This window comes from Raoultibacter phocaeensis (genome assembly GCF_901411515.1).
Taxonomy (GTDB): Bacteria; Actinomycetota; Coriobacteriia; order Coriobacteriales; family Eggerthellaceae; genus Raoultibacter; species Raoultibacter phocaeensis.
The window spans coordinates 1,798,006-1,814,841 of the sequence record NZ_CABDUX010000001.1; the positions used below are offsets into that span (position 1 = coordinate 1,798,006).

Genomic DNA, 16,836 nt, shown 5'->3' on the forward strand with positions numbered 1-16,836 from the left:
GTGTAAGCGGCTCGAACCAGGCGCAACATTCCCCGAAATGGCAATCTTTTTCGTTAGGCATACGAAGCGGTTAGTACAAATGGGTTATTAAGCCATCGTGCGATTTGGAGTACTATAAGCATGGGGATGCCGATGCGGTTTTTCATCGGCTCAGAGTGAGGGGACATCACGATGGAAAGCGTGCCGCTTCGCGCTACCGAAAACACCGAGGAACGAGAATCGGGGTTCGAGCTTGCTGCAACCGAAGCAGAATTCGTTCAGCAGCAAAGGAGCCTTTCCGCTTTGCTGCACATAACGCAAGTTGCAAGCAGCACGCTTTCGATGGAAGAGGTTCTCTATAGCATTTCACAGGAAATCATCAATGCAACCGGCGCATGGGGATGCAATTCCTTTTTGTTTCCTGAAAGGTCAAAGCACGGATATTACTACCTGATCGAGCCGGAGCCGTCGCCCGAATACAAAGTGCCCGATCCCCCCGACCTTTTCACGCGCGAGGCGCTCGAAACCGCGAAACCGGTGTTCGCCGAGGACGTTATGGCGGATCCGAGAACCGATAAGCGAACAATGCGGTTTTTCGGTATCAAATCGGCGCTCGCCTTTCCGCTCGTGTTCCACGGCAGTGCGGTTGCCGCGGGCTTCATGTGCTTCGATGAACGTCGGCATATGACCGACGAGGAGATAGAGATCGTCATGGCAATTGCCGGAACCGGCGCCATGGCGGTTGCGAATCTGAAAATGCACCAGTCGGCTGTGCAGCTCGCCGTCGCGCAGGAGCGGAATCGTCTCGCGAAAGAAATGCACGATGATGCGTGCCAATCGCTTGCAGCCGTCAAAATGAATCTCAACACCTTGTTGCTTACGGAAGAGTTACCCGATCGGACGGTCGAGAAGATACGGGATGTCATGCATCTTGTAGATGATAGCTACGATGATTTAAGAGATACGATCCATTCGTTTCGTACAGCAGGCATAGCAGGCGAGGAATTCGTCGCATCGTTCAAGGATTATACGGAAGCATACGAGGATCGGCACGACATCGAAGTCGATTACAAGCTCTCGGAATTCGACATCATGCGTCTTAGCCAGTCGGCGCTTTTGCAGACGAGCCGTATCCTCGGTGAGGCGCTTGCCAACGTGCGAAAGCACGCAAGCGCTTCTCGGGTGCGCATCGAAAGCCGGGTGCGTGCCGACTGCGTGGTTATCGAAGTCGAAGACGATGGGATCGGCTTCGACACCGAGGAGCTCGAATCGCGCCGTCAGGGACATTTTGGTCTTTCGATCATGGAGGAGCGTGCGCGGGATGCGGGGGGCTCTCTTTCGGTGCTTTCCATTGAGCCGCACGGAACTATCGTGCGTTTTACGATCCCATATCGATAGGTGGCGACTATGGGCTTGCCATTGGTTTCTCTCATGATTGTCGATGATCACGCCTTGTTCCGAAAAGGGCTCCGTGCGCTGGTCTCCCAGTGCAGCAAGCTCGAGGTGGTTGCCGAAGCCGGGAGCGGGGAAGAGGCGCTCGATCTGCTGCACTCGGTTGAACCCGATATCGTATTGATGGACATCAATCTTCCGGGAATCGACGGTATCGAAGCGATGAGGCGCATGCATGCGCTTCGGCCTGAGCTTCTTGTCATTATGCTGTCTGCAACCGATTTTGACGATCAGGTTTTTGAGAGCGTCAGTGCGGGCGCTGCAGGCTATCTCGTGAAAAACCTCGAACCGGAGGAGCTTTTCAGCACCATTGAGACAGTCTATCGGAGCGGTTCGAGCATCAGCAGAATCCATTTGAACCAGATCATGAAGACCATGGCTGCAAAATCGAGCAAGCATTCGGAAAGCGGAGCAGATCAAGACTGCCTGTCGGTGCGCGAGTGCGAAGTTTTGGCATTGGTTGCTTCGGGCTACACCAACAAGGAAATAGCGAGCGAACTGGTGATTGCTCCGAACACGGTCAAGGCGCATATCAGTAAAATCATGGATAAGCTCGGATTGCGCAACCGCGTCGAACTTGCTTCGTATGCGATATCGAAAGGGTTTGTTTCACGGAGCTAGAACGGCTGCGGGTGCCGATGCTGCGAATCCCGAAGCAACGCGCATGCGGGGAGAAAAAGCGCCTGGGTGCGGCGAATCGCAGCGGCCCAGGCGCGCTCAGCACCTATCCTTGCACGGCGTTTGCGCCAGCATCGGTTGCCGTCCCGTCGAGCATCCGATGCTTCTCGTCTTTGCGCATGAGCGCACAGCACACGATCGCCGCTGCGATAAAGCCGACGCCGCCGATGATGCCGATGGGCATGGGGCCGATGAACGGATTCCCGCCCGATACCGAAAAGAGTACGGCTGCGCTCACGAAGCCGTTTACGGCGCCGTGGCCGATGACGGCGGGCAGGCAGCTCTTCGCTTTCAGGGTGAGATAGCTGAACAGCGTTCCGATCACGATGCAGAAGATGCACATGGCGAAAATGCCGAGAAAGGGCCAGCCAGGGTATCCCACGCCGTAGTTGTGGCCGATTACGGTAAGCGGCGCGTGCCAAAGGCCCCAGATCACACCGGTGACGAGTACGGTGGGGATGAACGGCATCCTCTCGTAGACCTTCGGTACCAGATAGCCCCGCCAGCCCCATTCCTCACCGAAGCAGGTCAGGCAGTTCAGGATGGGCGAGAGGAAAACCCCCATGGCGAGCTGCGCCCACATCACGATCGACACCATGTCAGCCGGCATGGCAGCGCCTCCTTGTGCGGCGGTTGCCTCCTGCAGCATGGCGGTGGCGGCCGTCATTGTCGGGTCGAAATCCCCTGGGAACACGAGGAAGTACACGGCGGCGCCGATAACCGTGAGCACGGCGGGCCCGAACCAGGCGATCAGGTAGTACTTGAACGTGTGCTTGAAATCGACGGGCTTGATCATCGCGTTTTTGAAACCCTCTTTGGTTACAAGGCGCGTGATCAGCACGCCGATTGCGGGAACGAACATCATCGATCCCACGATGAACTGTACGGCAACCGGTGGCGCGGCGAGTCCGCTTCCCAAACCCGTACCCGTCGCCATCGGAATGACCACGAGGATCTCGAGCGCGTAGGTGAGGGCGAACGTGACGGCGAGATAGATGACGATCCGTTTCATGATGAGCCTCGTTTCTTTACCTTGGTCTGATCGCTTGCATTGTTGTTCTATCTGTTATAGCATAAATATAACAACAGGGCAAACGGTACACAAGAGGGAATTCCGAGAATTCCGGATCTTGCGAAATTCAAGAAAGGGAGCAGCTATGAACGAAACAACACCGGTACTTGCAGTCGAGCATTTTACGAAAACGTTCGGTTCCAAGCGGGCCGTCGACGATGTGAGCCTTGCGGTCATGCCGGGCGATATCTATGGATTCATCGGCCACAACGGAGCCGGAAAGACCACGCTGATACGCTCGGTAGTCGGGGTGGCCGGATTCGATGGCGGCAGCATCAGCATCGACGGCATGTCGGTAACCGATCGTCCCATCGCCTGCAAGCAGATCACCGCGTATGTGCCCGATAACCCCGACGTGTACGATTTCCTCACGGGAATTCAGTACCTCGACTACATAGCCGATATATTCGAGGTGCCCGCCGCCGTGCGCCGCGAGCGCATCGAGCATTACGCCGACAAGCTTGCTCTCACATCGGCACTCGGTGATCTCATTTCGTCGTACTCGCACGGCATGAAGCAGAAGGTCGTGCTCATCGGCGCGCTTCTCCATGAGCCGAAGCTGCTTGTGTTGGACGAGCCGTTCGTCGGCCTCGATCCGGAGGCATCGTATACGCTCAAAGGCCTCATGCGCGAGCTGACCGAGCGCGGGTCTGCCATTTTCTTCTCGAGCCACGTGCTCGAAGTGGTGGAAAAGCTCTGCAACAAGGTAGCCATCATCAAAGCGGGCAAACTCATCACCGACGGTCCGACCGACACGGTTGTCGGCGACAAGAGCCTCGAAGACGTATTCCTCGGTTTGGGAAAGTAGGCGTCCATCATGAGCAAACTCAAGCTTCTTTTGAAGGTGCAGCTACTCGGTACGTTCGGTATCAACAAAGCCCTCCATGCCGATAAGGCGAAAGCCAAGCGGACGATCGGGCTTTTCGTGCTTGCGGCTCTTGCAATCGGTGCGCTCTGCGTGGGCTACAGCGTGGGTGCGGCGTACGGACTTGCGGAATTCGGGCTCGTTGACAGCATTCCCTTCGTCGCCGTGCTCGTGGGTTCGCTTGCCGGCGCGGTCGCGGCGTTTCTCAAGGCGAACGGCGTATTGTTCGGTTTCAAAGACTACGACCTTGTGATGTCGCTTCCGGTAACCGCTTCCGCCGTGGTGCTGTCGCGCCTCGCTGCGCTCTACGCGCTTTCGCTCGTGTTCGGCGCGGTGGCCATGCTGCCGGCCTTCGGGGTCTACGCATCGCTTGCGCACGTCACGTTCGGCTCGGTCGTCATGATGGTTGCCTCGGTGTTTCTGGCGCCGCTGCTTCCCATGACACTCGCTATCCTGCTTGCGGTGGGCATCTCGGCCCTCGCTGCCCGCATGCGCCACGCCAACATCGTGACGGTCGTGCTCTCCATCGCCGCCGTACTCGTCATCGTTGTCGTTCCGTATGCGATGATGGGATCGACCGGGGGAGATGATGCGGCGATCACCGCGCTTGCCGCTCAGCAGCTTGTCGCTATGGAGGCGGTGCTGCCGCCGATCGCATGGGCGAGCGCGGGCATCACAAACGGCGACGCGCTGGTGTTTCTGCTGTTCGCTGCGGTCTCGGTCGTTCCAGCGATTGCCGCGATCGCCCTCGTTTCTCGTCGCTTCGCAGCCATCAACACGCTTCTCATGGCGCATCGACCGAACGGTTCGTTCTCGTTTGCGGGCAAAGATGGCGAAGCCAGGCTGCTCAAAGTGCGCAAACCCCTTGCGGCGTTGCTTGCCAAAGAGGCGGCACGCCTTGTTTCGACGCCGATCTACCTGATGAACGCCTGTATCGGCTACGTGCTCGTGCTCGTTGCCGGCATCGCCGCTATTGCGGCGTCGGTGCTCGGCATGCTGCCCGCCGACCTGTTCGGGGGAGAAATCGGTTCTCTTATCGGGGCGTTCCTGCCGTGGGCGATGGCCTTTTTCATCGGCATATCCTCGACGACGGCTGCTTCGGTATCGCTCGAAGGAAAAAGCAGGTGGCTTATGTATACGGCGCCCGTGCCCGCTCGAACGATTCTCGGTGCAAAGGCGCTTTTGAGCCTCGTGATCGGGCTGCCTGTTGTGTCGGTGAGCGGTATGCTGCTCGCGATTGCGTTTGGCGTCGATTTCGCGTCGGGCATTCTCTGCGTTGCGGTGCCTGCCGCTGTGTCGGTTTTCGTTACCATGTTCGGCCTCATGATCGACGCGCGTCGTCCGCGCTATGATTGGAAAAGCGAATACGAGCCGGTGAAGCGTTCGGTTGCCGTTATGGCTACGGTGCTTTTGGGGTTCGCCATTGTCGTGGTCGGCATGCTGGCGACGGCCTTTCTCGGCGCGATCGGTGGTATCATGCTAGCCGTTGTGTTAGTTGTTTCCGCGTGGCTGATGTTTCGGAATCTGTCGGCGGTGCCGTTGCGAGAATAGGGGTGCTGGCATGCTCGTACGTATCGACCAAAAGTCGAACGAACCGCTGTACCTGCAGCTCCGTTCCCAGATCATCGCCTCCATCGCTCAAGGCGATCTCGAGCCGGGCGATGCGTTGCCTTCGGTCCGCTCGCTCGCGAGCGACCTCGGCATCAACCTTCACACGGTCAACAAGGCCTACGCTGTTTTGCGCGACGAGGGCTACGTGGTTATGCGGGGCAGGTCGGGCGCGTACGTAGCGGATCCCTCCGACCACGGCGAAGCCCAAGCCGAAGCGGGGCTTGCCCGCATGGACGCGGCCATACGGGCGCTCGCGCTCGAGTTCAGGGCGCACGGCGGCTCGAAGGAAGATTTCATTGCGCGTGCGGCTGCGCAGGCGGATAGGGCATACGAGGAGGAGCGGTAATGGGCGAAGCGATGGATGCGACGGTGATGGTGGGGCTCACGCTCGTACTGCTTCCGATCGTCGGCGTGCTTATGGCGCTTACTCCCTACCTCATGAAGAAGAGCGAGTGCTTCGCCGTCACCGTGCCCGAGGTCGCTTCGACCGATCCGTATCTTAAAGGCTTGAAGCATCGCTTTCTGATAGAGATGCTGGCGCTCACGGTGCTTGTTACGGCTATCGGCGTCGCATTCTGGGTTCTGGACAATGCTGGCGGCGTCATCGCGGTCATGATTGCGGGAACGCTGCTGTTGACCTTCGGCGGCTACGCGCTCATGCTCTTCAACCGCAAGAAGGTGTCGGCGTACAAGAAGCAGCAGGGCTGGCATGCCGAAGCGCAGGAATCGGTCGCGTTCGTGGGCGAAGGCAATGCCCCCCGTGCGATTTCGCTTTCGTGGAACCTTCTGTACGTGCCGGTTATGCTTGTGACGCTTGCAATCGGATTCGTCGGATACGCGCACATGCCCGACATGATTCCCATGCAGATGGGATTCGACGGCGAGGTGAGCAGATACGCGGAGAAATCGCCGCTCGTCGTGCTCATGCCCGTGTTCATCCAGTTGTTTTTGGTTGCGTGCATGGTGTTCTCGCACTGGACCATGCTGCGTTCGAAGAAGCCCTCCGACCCCAAGGCCCCGGCGACTTCGGCGCTCGCGTACGGCATGTTCGCCCGTGCGCAGAGCATTTTCCTGCTCGTCACGGGCATGTCCATCTGCATTGCCATGGTGCTCATGCCCCTGTCGTTCATGGGCGTGGTCGAGCTCATGCAGGCGGGGGTTGCGATTATGGTCGTCTGTCTCATCATCGTGATCGGTTCGATCGCCATTTCGGTGGTGTACGGGCAGGGAGGTGCGCGCCTGTTCGCCCGCATGGGCGCGAGCGACGAGCTCTTGGCCGATGACGACGAGCATTGGAGGCTCGGTATCTTCTACTTCAACCGCGACGATCCGAGCCTGTTTCTGCCCGAGCGCTTCGGCATCGGCTGGACGGCGAACTTCGCGCGTCCGGCCATCTGGGTGATCGGCCTCGGCGGCGTCGTGCTCACCGTCGTGTTCGTCGTGGTGATCATGTCGATAGCGTAAACGGGCGGATTGCGGTCGGGCGTGCGGTGACGCGGCCGATAGTTGATGAGCCGCGTGCTGGCTGCAGGCTCGGGTTTCGATGGGCCCGCGTACTTCTCGAGAAATCTTCTTGACTCCCGTTTACTTCGGTGGCAGAATGAATTTACTTCGAGAAAGGAAGTAAATGCGAGCACCTGAGAACATCGATGCCTTTCGCCTTGAGGATACGTACTGGGAATTCCTCGACGGCGCGAAGGATCTGTTTACCGCTGAGCGGTGGCAGGGCGTTCTCATGGACTGTTCGAAGAACGAGCTTCTGGCTCTCGCGCACGTGTACCGCACGGGCGAAACCACGATGTCGCGTATCGCCGAGTACGTGGGCGTGCCGCTCAACACGGCTACCGGCATCGCGAACCGGCTTGAAAAGCGCGGCCTCGTCGAGCGGTGGCGCAGCGAAGCGGACAAGCGCGTGGTTTCGGTGCGCATCACCGAACAGGGCGAACAGCAAATGGCAAAGGTGATCGGAAATGTCGGTGCGCTCGTGGGTGCGCTGTTCGACGATTTGAGCGACGAGGAGCAACGAGTGCTGTTGCGGGTGCTCGCGCGGGTACCTGAGCTTTTGGCGAAAGGGGCGAAGGACGAACGGGCGCACGGCAGCGATTCGAGGGGTGGCATGAAGCGCATTGCCATCGAGTAGGTCGGTCGGTTGCGCGCGGGCGCGCGAGCGCCCTTTTTTCGACAAGATAGTTCGGGCAAAGAATAATTCGAAACAGGAAGTAAGGTACGGACATGGCGAAGATTCGGATATTCACCGGCAAAGGCGGTGTGGGCAAAACGAGCGTCGCGGCGGCGAGCGCCTGGAAGGCGGCAAAAGCGGGCGAACGTACGCTTCTTGTCAGCACCGATGCGGCGCATAGTGTGGGCGATGTGCTCGATCGGCGCATCGGCCCCGAAGCGGTACCGGTTGAGGAGAACCTCGAAGCGGTCGAGCTCGACGCCGATCGCATCATGGAGTGCGAATACGGCGATTTGGTACGGGGCATTACCGCCATGATGGGCAGCATGGAGTTCGGCGGTGAGCCCGACGAGGCGCTTCCCTCGATGCCGGGCCTCGACGGGCTGTTCTCGCTGCTCAAGCTGCTCGATTATGCGGAAAGCGGCGCGTACGACACGATCGTGGTCGATTGCGCTCCGACGGGCGAAACGCTTGCGCTGCTCAAGTTCCCCGAGCTCATGGGCTGGTACGTCGAGAAGTGGCTTCCGCTCGGCAAGGTGGCCATGCGGGTGCTTTCCCCGGTTTCGAAGAAAATCCTCAAGGTGGAGCTTCCCGACAAGCACGCCATGTCCGATATCGAGCGCCTCTACGCGCGCCTGCTCGATCTGCAGGAGCTTTTGAAAGACGGCGAGCGCACTTCGGTGCGCATCGTGGCGCTTCCCGAGAAGATGGTGGTGGAGGAAACCAAACGCAACTACCTGTATCTGAATCTGTTCGGCTACCGCGTTGACGGCCTGATCGTGAACCGGGTGCTTCCCGCCGAGGCGGGCGAGGGGTTCTTCTCCGAATGGGCTTCGGTGCAGAAGCGCTGCATCGAAGAGCTATCCCGCGTGTTCGGCAATCTCCCCCAGGCGCAGCTGGCATGGCACGAAACCGACCTATGCGGCCTGCGCGATGTCGCTCGGCTTTCGGACGAACTGCCCGACGATGCGGTGTTTGCGGCCGCTTTGCAGGTCGAGCATGAACGCTACAGCAGAACCGATGCGGGATGGTGTTTGGAGCTGTTCGTGCCGCTTGCCGAGAAAGGTGGGATGGAGCTGTACCGCGCGGGAGCCGATCTGGTGGTGCGCATCGGCGCGTTCAACCGCTCGATTCCCTTGCCGAACGCTCTGGCTGGGTTGGACGTGGTGCGTGCGAAGCTCGACAACGGGGTGCTCGCCGTCGATTTTGCGAAGGAGGAATCTGATGAACGCTGAATTCGTTGAGAAGATGGTGGCGGCTAAGCGCCTTGAGGCACAGGCGTTCGCACTGCTCGTTCCCGAGGGATTGCGCGACGCGGCAGCGTTGGCGGTGCGGGTGTGTTCGGCTGCGGCGCTCGATGTGCTCGATGCTTCGAACTCCCCGCACGAAGGTGAGAGCGACGCACCGTGGGCGGGTGCATGTGGAAACGGGGGACAGGTGCGGTCGTCTTCCAAGGCGAAGGGCGTCCGAAACGCTTCAACGTCGCATGGCGCACGAACATCCGGCTTGCAGTCGATCGTCATTGAGTAGGGAAAGAAGGCAGCTATGAGAATCATCCTGTACACGGGCAAGGGCGGCGTCGGCAAGACGTGCGTTGCGGCGGCGACCGCGGTGCATCTGGCCGAACGGGGCCGCCGCGTGCTCGTTGCGAGCACCGATATAGCGCATAGCCTGGGCGATGCGTTTGACATCTCTCTGGGAAGCGAACCCGTGCATGTTGCCGAGAACCTCGATGCGCTCGAGATCGATCCGGTTATAGCGGGTCGCGCCGCGTGGGGGAGGATGCAAAAGTATCTGCGCGAGCTTATGACAACCCATGCGCAAGCCGGCATCGAGGCCGACGAGCTGCTGGTGTTCCCCGGCCTCGAAGAGCTGTTCGCCCTGCTCACCATATTGGACATCGAGGAAGCGGGCGTCTACGATGTGCTCATTGTCGACTGCGCTCCAACAGGCGAGACGCTTTCGCTGCTCAAATATCCCGAGCGTCTCGGCTCTTTCATCGAAACCGCGCTTCCCCTCAAACGCAAGGCGCTCAAAGTGGGCCGTCCCGTACTCGAGGGCATGATGAAGATACCGATGCCCGAAGACTCCCTGTTCGACGAAGCATCCGAACTCATCGGGCGGCTCGAGCGGCTGCGGGCACTTCTGATCGACGACGACCGCGTGAGTCTGCGCATCGTCACGACTGCCGAGCGCATCGTCGTCAAGGAGGCGCGGCGTGCGTTTTCGTGGCTGCACCTCTACGGCTACAACGTGGATGCTGTGATCGCGAACCGGCTCTATCCCGAAGAAGCCCTAGCCGGCTACTTCGAGCGGTGGACCGAGCTGCAGCGCTCGTCGCTTGACGAGATCGAAAGGGGATTCGACGGCGTACCCGTGCTTCGCCTCATGCTGCACCACGGCGAGCTTGTGGGGCTGGACGCGCTTTGCGAGGCGGCGGCTGAACTGTACGGCAGCGTCGATCCCGAAGCGGTGCTCGCGTGCTCCGATCCGCTTGTCCTGACCGAGCGCGACGGCGAATTCGAGCTTTCGTTCGCGGTGCCGTTCTTCGATAAGCGCGACCTCGACGTGCGCCACGATGGCGAGACCCTCATCGTGGCTCTGGCGAACCAGACGCGTCGCGTCCCGCTGCCCGAGAGCCTTCGTTCATGCGACGTGACCGGAGCGCGCTACGAAGACGGCTCGCTTACGATTGCATTTGCGCGAGGCGGGCGATAGCGCATGGTTTCGCGCCTTGGCTGTCTGCTATCATGCTGGTGACGAGTATGGACGACCGAGGGAAATGCTGTGAAAAAACTGCCGCCTTTTGAAAAAGTGTACGAGGCGTACAGCGCTCTGGCTGACGGGCGCGTGACGCTTTGCCCTGACGAGCGCCTTGCTACCGTGGTGTCCTCGAACGGCGAGAAATCCTATACGGTTGTTTGGGACGAAGCGCATACGGCGTACTCGTCGAGCGATAACGCCACCTATTGGCAGGGGTATGCGGGCTATCCCGTGATTGCCGTGCTTATGGAACAGGGCCTCGTGCCGTTCGATCACGCCGTTGCCGCAGGGTTCGCGGGCATCGATTGGGCCGAGCTCAACGAGCGCTTCCGTCGCGATTATGCGCAAGCCGCTCGTGCCGTTATAGCCGAACGCCACCTCGATGCCGCGGGGATTGAGCGTGCGGCGCGCGCAGCCTACGATGCCCTCGCGGCGCTCGACATCGCCATTAAGCGCGGGTCCGCCCGTCCGCCGAAAACGAAGAAGGACTGAGCTTCTCCCCGCCAAGAGCTGCGCTGCTGCCTAGCCGCGCCTATGGGTTCGGCAGCCCTGCCTCCGAGGCATGGCCGGGGTTCTGAGCCCCTGCCGCCGAGCCGTAGCCAGAGGATCGGAGTCCTCGGCTCAAGAGCTGCCCGAGAACCGCACGACACTTGCTCGGCACCTTTCCCTTGCAAGAGTGCAGCGATGCGCTACAATGGCCCTTGCGCGCTTTCGCAGGAAGCGCGGACGCGGCTTCAAGGGCTCGCGTGCACTCGAAAAGGAAGTGCCATGAAACTCTGCATCGGCTCTGCTCTGTGCGATAGGAAAACGATGAGACATCGCGCAGGGCTTACCGGATAGGCGAAAATCCTATCCGTTTCTCATCGGAACCGCTCGACGGCGCACGCGCCGCATTTGCGCATACATGAGTGCAAGGAGAACGGATCCGATGGTCGAACCTCGAAGCCGCAGGCGATATCTCGTCTGCGGCTTTTACTTTTCGAGGAGAGACATGAAATCATCGGAACAGGATTTTACGAAGGGGTCGATCCCCCAACAGCTCGTCGCGTTCACACTGCCGCTTTTGGCGGCGAACATGTTGCAATACTGCTATCAGGCAGCCGATATGATCGTCGTCGGCCAGGTTATGGGAAACAACGGGCTTGTGGCCATCAGCAACGCGTCCATGATCTCGTTTTGCGTCGGGTCGCTTGCGATCGGCATGACGGGCGGCGGCACGGTTGCGATCGCGCGGTGCAAGGGCTCGGGCGACACTGAGGGGCAGGGGGCGGTGTCGGCGGCGCTGTTCGCATTGTCGGCCGTATGCGCCCTTGCGGTTGCCGCGCTCGGCATCGGGTTTGCGCAACCGGTGTTCGAGGCGCTCAACGTGCCCGGCGCTTCGCTTTCCGAGGCGGTGGCGTACATGGCCATCGTGTGCGGGGGCGCCGTCTTCACGTTCGGCTACAATGCGGCGTGCTCGCTCATGAAAGGCCTCGGCGATGCGCGCGGGCCGCTTGCCTACATCGCCTTAGCAACCGTGGTGAATATCGCGCTCGATATCGTGCTCGTCGCCGGGTGCGGCTGGGGCGTGGCGGGTGCCGGGTGGGCGACTGTCATCGCGCAAGGGTTCTCGTGCGTGCTCGCGATCGGGCATCTCGTGCGCCGCTATCCGCAGGCGCGCCCGCAGCTTGCCGATCGCGCGGCGGTGCGCCGCAGTGCGGCGGCTATCCTCCGCGTCGGCATACCTTCGGCGTCGCAGATGGTCGTGGTGAACCTATCCTATCTGTTGGTGACCGGCATGCTCAACGGGTTCGGTGCCGATGTGGCCACCGCTTCGGGGGTGGGACTCAAGATCAGCACGTTCTCGGGACTTCCCTGTTGGGCGATCGGGCAGGCGGTCACGGCGATGACCAGTCAGAACGCCGGTGCACGCAAGCCCGAACGCATGCGATCGGTCGTCCGTTCGAGTGCGGCGATGTCGGTGGCGGTGATCGGCGTAATAGCCGTCGCGACGCAGGTCTTCGCCTACGATCTCGCTTTCACGTTCGGGGCTACGGGCGAGGCGGCGATCGAGACAACGGTGCTCTACCTGCGCATTACCTGCTCGTTCAACGCGGCGTTCTATGCGCTCATGTACTGCTTCGATTCGTTCGCCCTCGGTTCGGGCGCGCCTCGGCTTGCGCTTGTGAACGCGTTTTTCGATGCGGTGGCAATCAGGTTCGGGCTCGCGTGGCTGCTCGGCTCCGTGCTCGGATTCGGGTTTACCGGCATCTACGTCGCTCAAGCGCTCTCACCGGTGATCCCCGCGCTCATCGGGCTTGCGTACTACCTGCGCGGCGCCTGGGCGAAGCGGCTGGAATAGCGCCCTCGTGCTTGCGGGGAACGGCTGATTGCTCTATACTGTATTACACGTAATACAGAAAGGATGTATGATGGAATCGATCCTTACTGTTCGATTGGAGAACGAGGTGAAAGAACAGGGCGTTGCCGTAATGAGGCGCTGCGGCTTCACGCCTTCGGAAGCGGTTCGCCGTTTGTTCGATTATGCCGTGAAGAACGATTCGCTCCCTTTCGAGCAGCATGAGCGTCCTTCGAAAGACGAGATAAGGCGGCGCATTGCAGCGTTTGACGCATGCCACACCAAAAAGCCAAGCGGTATGTCCGATGAAGAAATCCGCGAGGAGCGGCTGAAGGAGCGCTATGGAACTGGTGCTTGATACCAACATCGTACTCGATCATATCGATCGGCGCGAACCGTTTTACGAGCTTTCGCGTAAAGTGTGCTTGTTGGGGATCGTCGAAGCAGCCAACACGTATATCAGCGTGAACATGCTCACGGATTTGTACTATCTGCTTTGCAAGGATTTCGGAAGCCAGGGCGCTCAGGATATGATCGAGAACAACCTGTCGTTTCTTCGCTTGGTGGGCATCACGCCGGAAGACGCGCGCAAGGCACTCGCCGCGCGTTGGGGTGATTTTGAAGACTGCCTCGTTGCGCGATGCGCAGAGAAGATCGGTGCCGACTACATCGTTACGCGCAATGCGAAGGATTTCACCGCCTCGTCTGTCGAGGCGGTGACTCCCGAAGAGCTGTTTGCGCGCCTTGAGGCGCAGGGATTCGTGTACGAGGAAATCGACTGGTAGGATGCTCTCGTCGGGCTCCAGTCGCGATTGCTCCGGTTTCGCTGCCTGTGGCCGACTCGCGTGCGCGTTTTCGCATGCCAACCCCGATGCCCGTGCCCGAATCGAGTCTTTGCGCCGGCTCCCACGCTTGCGCCAGACCACACGCTAGCACCAGCCCGTCACGCCGGCCGAGAACGTCGACCTCGCGCCACTGCCAAACGCCAACGCCGTCGCATTCCGCACCCACGCCATCGCCGCATGCCAACGCTGCCGCATTCCGCACCGCTTCCTTCATGTTTCACGTGAAACATTTGTTCGTTTTTTGCTATACTGGGTGGAAAGACGAAAGAGGTGCGCCATGCTCATGCCGGATCGGATCGACGCGCGGTTCCTTGCTCCTTGCGGGGTAAACTGCTTCGTGTGCTATCGGCATCTCGCCGAGAAGAAGCCTTGCCAGGGGTGCCTTGCGTCGGATGAGAACAAGCCGCAGGCGTGCCGTACGTGCGCTATCAAAGAGTGCTGTGTCGAACGAGGGCATACGCGCTGCTTCGAGTGCCCCGAGTTTCCCTGCAAGGAAAGCAAGCGCATGGAGCGCAACTACAAGAAGTACGGCGTGAGCTTGATCGGCAACGGTTCGGCGGCACGTGACAGCGGCCTCGAAGCGTTCATGGATGAAGAGCGAGCGCGGTGGACCTGCCCCGAATGCGGGGGAGCGGTATCGCAGCACCGCCGTATATGCAGCGCATGCGGAAAGGAAGGCGAATGACTACCGATTTGAAAACGATTCCCGGGGTAGGCGTGAACATGGAAAAGCGTCTCAAGGCCGTCGGCATTGCGTGCGTCGAAGACCTCGTGGGGGCCGATCCCGAAGAATTGTACGAGCGCGATTGCCTCGTGCATAAGGAACAGGTCGATCGGTGCTGCCTTTACGTGTACCGCGAGGCGGTCTACTTCGCCGAAACCGAAACGCCCGATCCCGAAAAACTCAGATGGTGGGCCTGGAAGGATTAGACGGTTGCCTCTGGTATGCGTCTGTTACAGCGTGCTCCCGTCGAGATTGCGCGCGCTCTTCTGCTCGCAAAGCAGCATCCGTTGGCCGATCGAGTCTTCGAGCCGATGGGCTACGAGATTCGCCATTGCCGAGCCGTCGCGTCCATCGATGTCGCGTACGAACGAATCGATGGCACCGTAGTACGCGCCGATGCCCGCTTTGTCGGCTTTGAGACTGATCGGCGGGTATCCTGCTTTCATCAGTTGGAAGTTGAGCACTATGCGCCCCGTTCTCCCGTTCCCGTCTTGAAAGGGGTGGATATCTTCAAACGCGAGGTGAAACAGTGCAGCGGTTTCGATGGCTGAACACTCGGTGCGATTCGCCCATGCAACCGATGCGTCTACGAGTTCGGGAACCCGTGCTGGGGGTGGGGGAAGAATCGGCGAAGAAGAAATGTAGCGTTGATCCCAGCGGTATTCACCCGGTTCGCAGTCTTCGAGGTGTGCCGCTGCGATTCGATGAAGAACGCATATCGTTGCAGCGGAAAGCGGTTTTTCCTCACGTACGAATTGGACCATCGTATCGAAGGCTGCAGCGATATCGATGATTTCGAGGTGTTCGCTGAGGGATTTCCCCGGTATGGTTGCATCCTCTTCGAGAATTAATCCAGTTTCTTTGAGCGAAAGAGTATTGCCCTCGATGCGGGCGGTGGTGTGTACGAAATCGATCTTTACCGATTCGAAAATGCGGTCTTCATTGGTCGGCTCGAAACCATGATCGGCAAGGATCGCCCTTTGATCCTCGAGCCGTGCGACGAGCTTTCTGTCCGTGGCAAAAGCGCGTGGTTCGCTGTTGAAACGCTGCAACTGCTTTTGCAGCAAGCATAGATACTCGTAGCGCTCATCGGTGACGCCGTACATCTTCTCGTAGCCGGTGGCGTACTCGAGTCCGCTCATGTCTTGTTCCGCCATGCGGCATCCTTTCGCGTTCGTACAGGGTTTCCGTACCAGCCTATGATAAAGCGTTGCGAGACTGTTCTGCAATACGGTTACCGGGCGGAGCGATGAGCGCCCTTTGAAGTAGGGCCAGCCGATGAGAGGCGTTAAACCCGATTTCGACTCGGCGCGATGCGGCGCGGTATCGCGCCGAGTCGATCTCAAGAGTTCGATCGAAACCTTCGCCGCATGCCTACACACCGCGTATACGGGCGGTGGGAACGATGGGGCGCACAGCTGCCACCAGGGCTTCCAACTCATCGGGTGCGTATCCGCTGAGCGATCCCTCACCTGCGAGTACGGTGTCCGAATCGACGAATGCTTGGAGGTACCACGCATCGGCCCCCTTGATCCACCGCGCGAGGTCCGTGAGGCCCATCTCGTCGTGGTACTCGCGCACGATGGTCGTGCGGAACTCGTAGGGGACCGCGCCCGAAAGCAGGTATGCGACGCTCGCTTCCACAGAAGAGAGATCGAACGCAGGCACACCGATCGTCTCGGCATACCGCGCGGGGCTGTTCTTGGCGTCCATCGCAACGTAATCCACAAGCCCGTCGTCTACGAGTGCGCGCAGGCGGTCGGGTAAGCTGCCGTTCGTGTCGAGCTTGACGGCGAAACCCCGCCGTTTGATTTCGGCGCAGAACGCTTCGATGTCGGGTTGCAGAAGCGGTTCGCCGCCCGTTATGCAGATGCCGTCGAGGAGTCCCTGGCGCTTGTCGAGAAACGAAAAGAACTCCTCTTCGGAAACGGTGGGGAAGGGCTGTTTGGAAAGGTGCGACTCAGAGGTGCTGCCCGCGCATTCGGCGCCCGCGTTGCGCTCGTCATCCTCAGGGCACTGCGCGTCCGCGCCGCGCCCCTCATCCGCACCGCGCTGTGCGTTCGCGCCGTACGGCGTTTCCTCATTGTTCCCGCCTTCGCTCTCGTCGCTACCGGCGGCAGGTGCTGCTCCCTGCACCAATTCGGCGTTGTGGCAGAACGGGCAGCGGAAATTGCATCCGGGCGTGAACACCGTTGCGGCGGTCTTTCCTGGATAGTCGAGCAACGTGAGTTTTTGAAGGCCTGCGAGTCTCATGATGCGTTTGATTGTAGCACTCCGCGACGTTTCGCGGGCCTTCGGCGGGATAGTCGAGCGAAAGCCCGCGCGCAAGC

At 60.0% G+C, this 16,836-nt stretch carries 19 protein-coding genes; 16 read left to right on the forward strand and 3 right to left on the reverse strand.

Translation table 11 applies throughout. The features are described from left to right. Positions 1-171: 171 nt before the first annotated feature. Positions 172-1,377 (forward strand): GAF domain-containing sensor histidine kinase, encoded by a 1,206-nt coding sequence (locus FJE54_RS07185; RefSeq protein ID WP_139652007.1) that lies wholly within the window; start codon positions 172-174, stop codon positions 1,375-1,377. Between the two features lie 9 nt (positions 1,378-1,386). Continuing rightward, positions 1,387-2,052: a response regulator gene (locus FJE54_RS07190; protein ID WP_139652008.1), complete on the forward strand. Its 666-nt coding sequence runs from the start codon at positions 1,387-1,389 to the stop codon at positions 2,050-2,052. A gap of 103 nt (positions 2,053-2,155) precedes the next feature. Here the strand turns inward: FJE54_RS07190 and FJE54_RS07195 are convergent, their stop codons facing one another. After that, a complete protein-coding gene (locus FJE54_RS07195; protein ID WP_139652009.1) occupies positions 2,156-3,121 on the reverse strand; it encodes a CPBP family intramembrane glutamic endopeptidase in 966 nt (321 codons plus the stop codon). Positions 3,122-3,266: 145 nt separating this feature from the next. Here FJE54_RS07195 and FJE54_RS07200 point away from each other — a divergent pair, with 145 nt between their 5' ends. From FJE54_RS07200 to FJE54_RS07265, 14 genes are all read left to right on the forward strand, one after another. Continuing rightward, positions 3,267-3,989, forward strand: coding sequence for an ABC transporter ATP-binding protein (locus FJE54_RS07200; RefSeq protein ID WP_139652010.1), 723 nt, complete (start codon positions 3,267-3,269; stop codon positions 3,987-3,989). A 9-nt stretch (positions 3,990-3,998) separates the two neighbouring features. Then, positions 3,999-5,597, forward strand: a complete 1,599-nt coding sequence (locus tag FJE54_RS07205) for a hypothetical protein (RefSeq protein ID WP_139652011.1) — start codon at positions 3,999-4,001, stop codon at positions 5,595-5,597. Between the two features lie 10 nt (positions 5,598-5,607). Then, the gene (locus FJE54_RS07210) at positions 5,608-6,003 is read left to right on the forward strand and encodes a GntR family transcriptional regulator (protein WP_139652012.1); all 396 of its coding nucleotides are present in this window, start codon (positions 5,608-5,610) and stop codon (positions 6,001-6,003) included. Then, a complete protein-coding gene (locus FJE54_RS07215) occupies positions 6,003-7,121 on the forward strand; it encodes a DUF1648 domain-containing protein (RefSeq protein WP_218971898.1) in 1,119 nt (372 codons plus the stop codon). The genes FJE54_RS07210 and FJE54_RS07215 overlap by 1 nt, the downstream gene beginning before the upstream one ends. 163 nt (positions 7,122-7,284) lie before the next feature. Next, positions 7,285-7,797: a MarR family winged helix-turn-helix transcriptional regulator gene (locus FJE54_RS07220; protein WP_139652013.1), complete on the forward strand. Its 513-nt coding sequence runs from the start codon at positions 7,285-7,287 to the stop codon at positions 7,795-7,797. 92 nt (positions 7,798-7,889) lie between these two features. Then, positions 7,890-9,071, forward strand: a complete 1,182-nt coding sequence (locus FJE54_RS07225; protein ID WP_139652014.1) for an ArsA family ATPase — start codon at positions 7,890-7,892, stop codon at positions 9,069-9,071. Then, positions 9,061-9,366 carry a hypothetical protein gene (locus FJE54_RS07230; protein ID WP_139652015.1) on the forward strand — a complete coding sequence of 102 codons (306 nt, stop codon included), beginning with the start codon at positions 9,061-9,063 and terminating at the stop codon, positions 9,364-9,366. Before FJE54_RS07225 ends, FJE54_RS07230 begins: the two co-directional genes overlap by 11 nt. Before the next feature lie 15 nt (positions 9,367-9,381). After that, positions 9,382-10,554, forward strand: a complete 1,173-nt coding sequence (locus FJE54_RS07235) for an ArsA family ATPase (RefSeq protein ID WP_139652016.1) — start codon at positions 9,382-9,384, stop codon at positions 10,552-10,554. A gap of 69 nt (positions 10,555-10,623) precedes the next feature. After that, positions 10,624-11,091: a UCP014422 family protein gene (locus FJE54_RS07240; protein WP_139652017.1), complete on the forward strand. Its 468-nt coding sequence runs from the start codon at positions 10,624-10,626 to the stop codon at positions 11,089-11,091. A gap of 499 nt (positions 11,092-11,590) precedes the next feature. Next, on the forward strand, positions 11,591-12,940 hold the full coding sequence (locus FJE54_RS07245; protein ID WP_180326619.1) for an MATE family efflux transporter: 1,350 nt from the start codon (positions 11,591-11,593) through the stop codon (positions 12,938-12,940). Positions 12,941-13,007: 67 nt separating this feature from the next. Continuing rightward, a complete protein-coding gene (locus tag FJE54_RS07250) occupies positions 13,008-13,295 on the forward strand; it encodes a type II toxin-antitoxin system RelB/DinJ family antitoxin (protein WP_255467264.1) in 288 nt (95 codons plus the stop codon). Further along, positions 13,279-13,722 carry a type II toxin-antitoxin system VapC family toxin gene (locus FJE54_RS07255; RefSeq protein WP_139652019.1) on the forward strand — a complete coding sequence of 148 codons (444 nt, stop codon included), beginning with the start codon at positions 13,279-13,281 and terminating at the stop codon, positions 13,720-13,722. Before FJE54_RS07250 ends, FJE54_RS07255 begins: the two co-directional genes overlap by 17 nt. Positions 13,723-14,059: 337 nt before the next feature. Beyond that, a complete protein-coding gene (locus FJE54_RS07260) occupies positions 14,060-14,467 on the forward strand; it encodes a DUF3795 domain-containing protein (RefSeq protein WP_139652020.1) in 408 nt (135 codons plus the stop codon). Beyond that, a complete protein-coding gene (locus FJE54_RS07265) occupies positions 14,464-14,712 on the forward strand; it encodes a helix-hairpin-helix domain-containing protein (RefSeq protein ID WP_139652021.1) in 249 nt (82 codons plus the stop codon). Before FJE54_RS07260 ends, FJE54_RS07265 begins: the two co-directional genes overlap by 4 nt. Positions 14,713-14,736: 24 nt before the next feature. On the opposite strand, the gene FJE54_RS07270 is transcribed toward FJE54_RS07265, so the two are convergent. Next, a complete protein-coding gene (locus FJE54_RS07270) occupies positions 14,737-15,663 on the reverse strand; it encodes a Fic family protein (RefSeq protein WP_180326620.1) in 927 nt (308 codons plus the stop codon). Between the two features lie 217 nt (positions 15,664-15,880). Then, entirely contained in the window at positions 15,881-16,759 is an 879-nt protein-coding gene (locus FJE54_RS16135) for a radical SAM protein (RefSeq protein ID WP_139652023.1), read from the reverse strand. Positions 16,760-16,836: the final 77 nt, after the last annotated feature.

Coding starts and splice junctions, on each gene's coding strand:
- FJE54_RS07205 (WP_139652011.1), top strand. CDS start 3,999: ATGAGCAAACTCAAGCTTCTTTTGAAGGTGCAGCTACTCGGTACGTTC.
- FJE54_RS07190 (WP_139652008.1), top strand. CDS start 1,387: ATGGGCTTGCCATTGGTTTCTCTCATGATTGTCGATGATCACGCCTTG.
- FJE54_RS07235 (WP_139652016.1), top strand. CDS start 9,382: ATGAGAATCATCCTGTACACGGGCAAGGGCGGCGTCGGCAAGACGTGC.
- FJE54_RS07215 (WP_218971898.1), top strand. CDS start 6,003: ATGGGCGAAGCGATGGATGCGACGGTGATGGTGGGGCTCACGCTCGTA.
- FJE54_RS07225 (WP_139652014.1), top strand. CDS start 7,890: ATGGCGAAGATTCGGATATTCACCGGCAAAGGCGGTGTGGGCAAAACG.
- FJE54_RS07245 (WP_180326619.1), top strand. CDS start 11,591: ATGAAATCATCGGAACAGGATTTTACGAAGGGGTCGATCCCCCAACAG.
- FJE54_RS07270 (WP_180326620.1), bottom strand. CDS start 15,663: ATGGCGGAACAAGACATGAGCGGACTCGAGTACGCCACCGGCTACGAG.
- FJE54_RS07185 (WP_139652007.1), top strand. CDS start 172: ATGGAAAGCGTGCCGCTTCGCGCTACCGAAAACACCGAGGAACGAGAA.
- FJE54_RS07260 (WP_139652020.1), top strand. CDS start 14,060: ATGCTCATGCCGGATCGGATCGACGCGCGGTTCCTTGCTCCTTGCGGG.
- FJE54_RS07220 (WP_139652013.1), top strand. CDS start 7,285: ATGCGAGCACCTGAGAACATCGATGCCTTTCGCCTTGAGGATACGTAC.
- FJE54_RS07250 (WP_255467264.1), top strand. CDS start 13,008: ATGATGGAATCGATCCTTACTGTTCGATTGGAGAACGAGGTGAAAGAA.
- FJE54_RS16135 (WP_139652023.1), bottom strand. CDS start 16,759: ATGAGACTCGCAGGCCTTCAAAAACTCACGTTGCTCGACTATCCAGGA.
- FJE54_RS07230 (WP_139652015.1), top strand. CDS start 9,061: ATGAACGCTGAATTCGTTGAGAAGATGGTGGCGGCTAAGCGCCTTGAG.
- FJE54_RS07255 (WP_139652019.1), top strand. CDS start 13,279: ATGGAACTGGTGCTTGATACCAACATCGTACTCGATCATATCGATCGG.
- FJE54_RS07210 (WP_139652012.1), top strand. CDS start 5,608: ATGCTCGTACGTATCGACCAAAAGTCGAACGAACCGCTGTACCTGCAG.
- FJE54_RS07265 (WP_139652021.1), top strand. CDS start 14,464: ATGACTACCGATTTGAAAACGATTCCCGGGGTAGGCGTGAACATGGAA.
- FJE54_RS07200 (WP_139652010.1), top strand. CDS start 3,267: ATGAACGAAACAACACCGGTACTTGCAGTCGAGCATTTTACGAAAACG.
- FJE54_RS07195 (WP_139652009.1), bottom strand. CDS start 3,121: ATGAAACGGATCGTCATCTATCTCGCCGTCACGTTCGCCCTCACCTAC.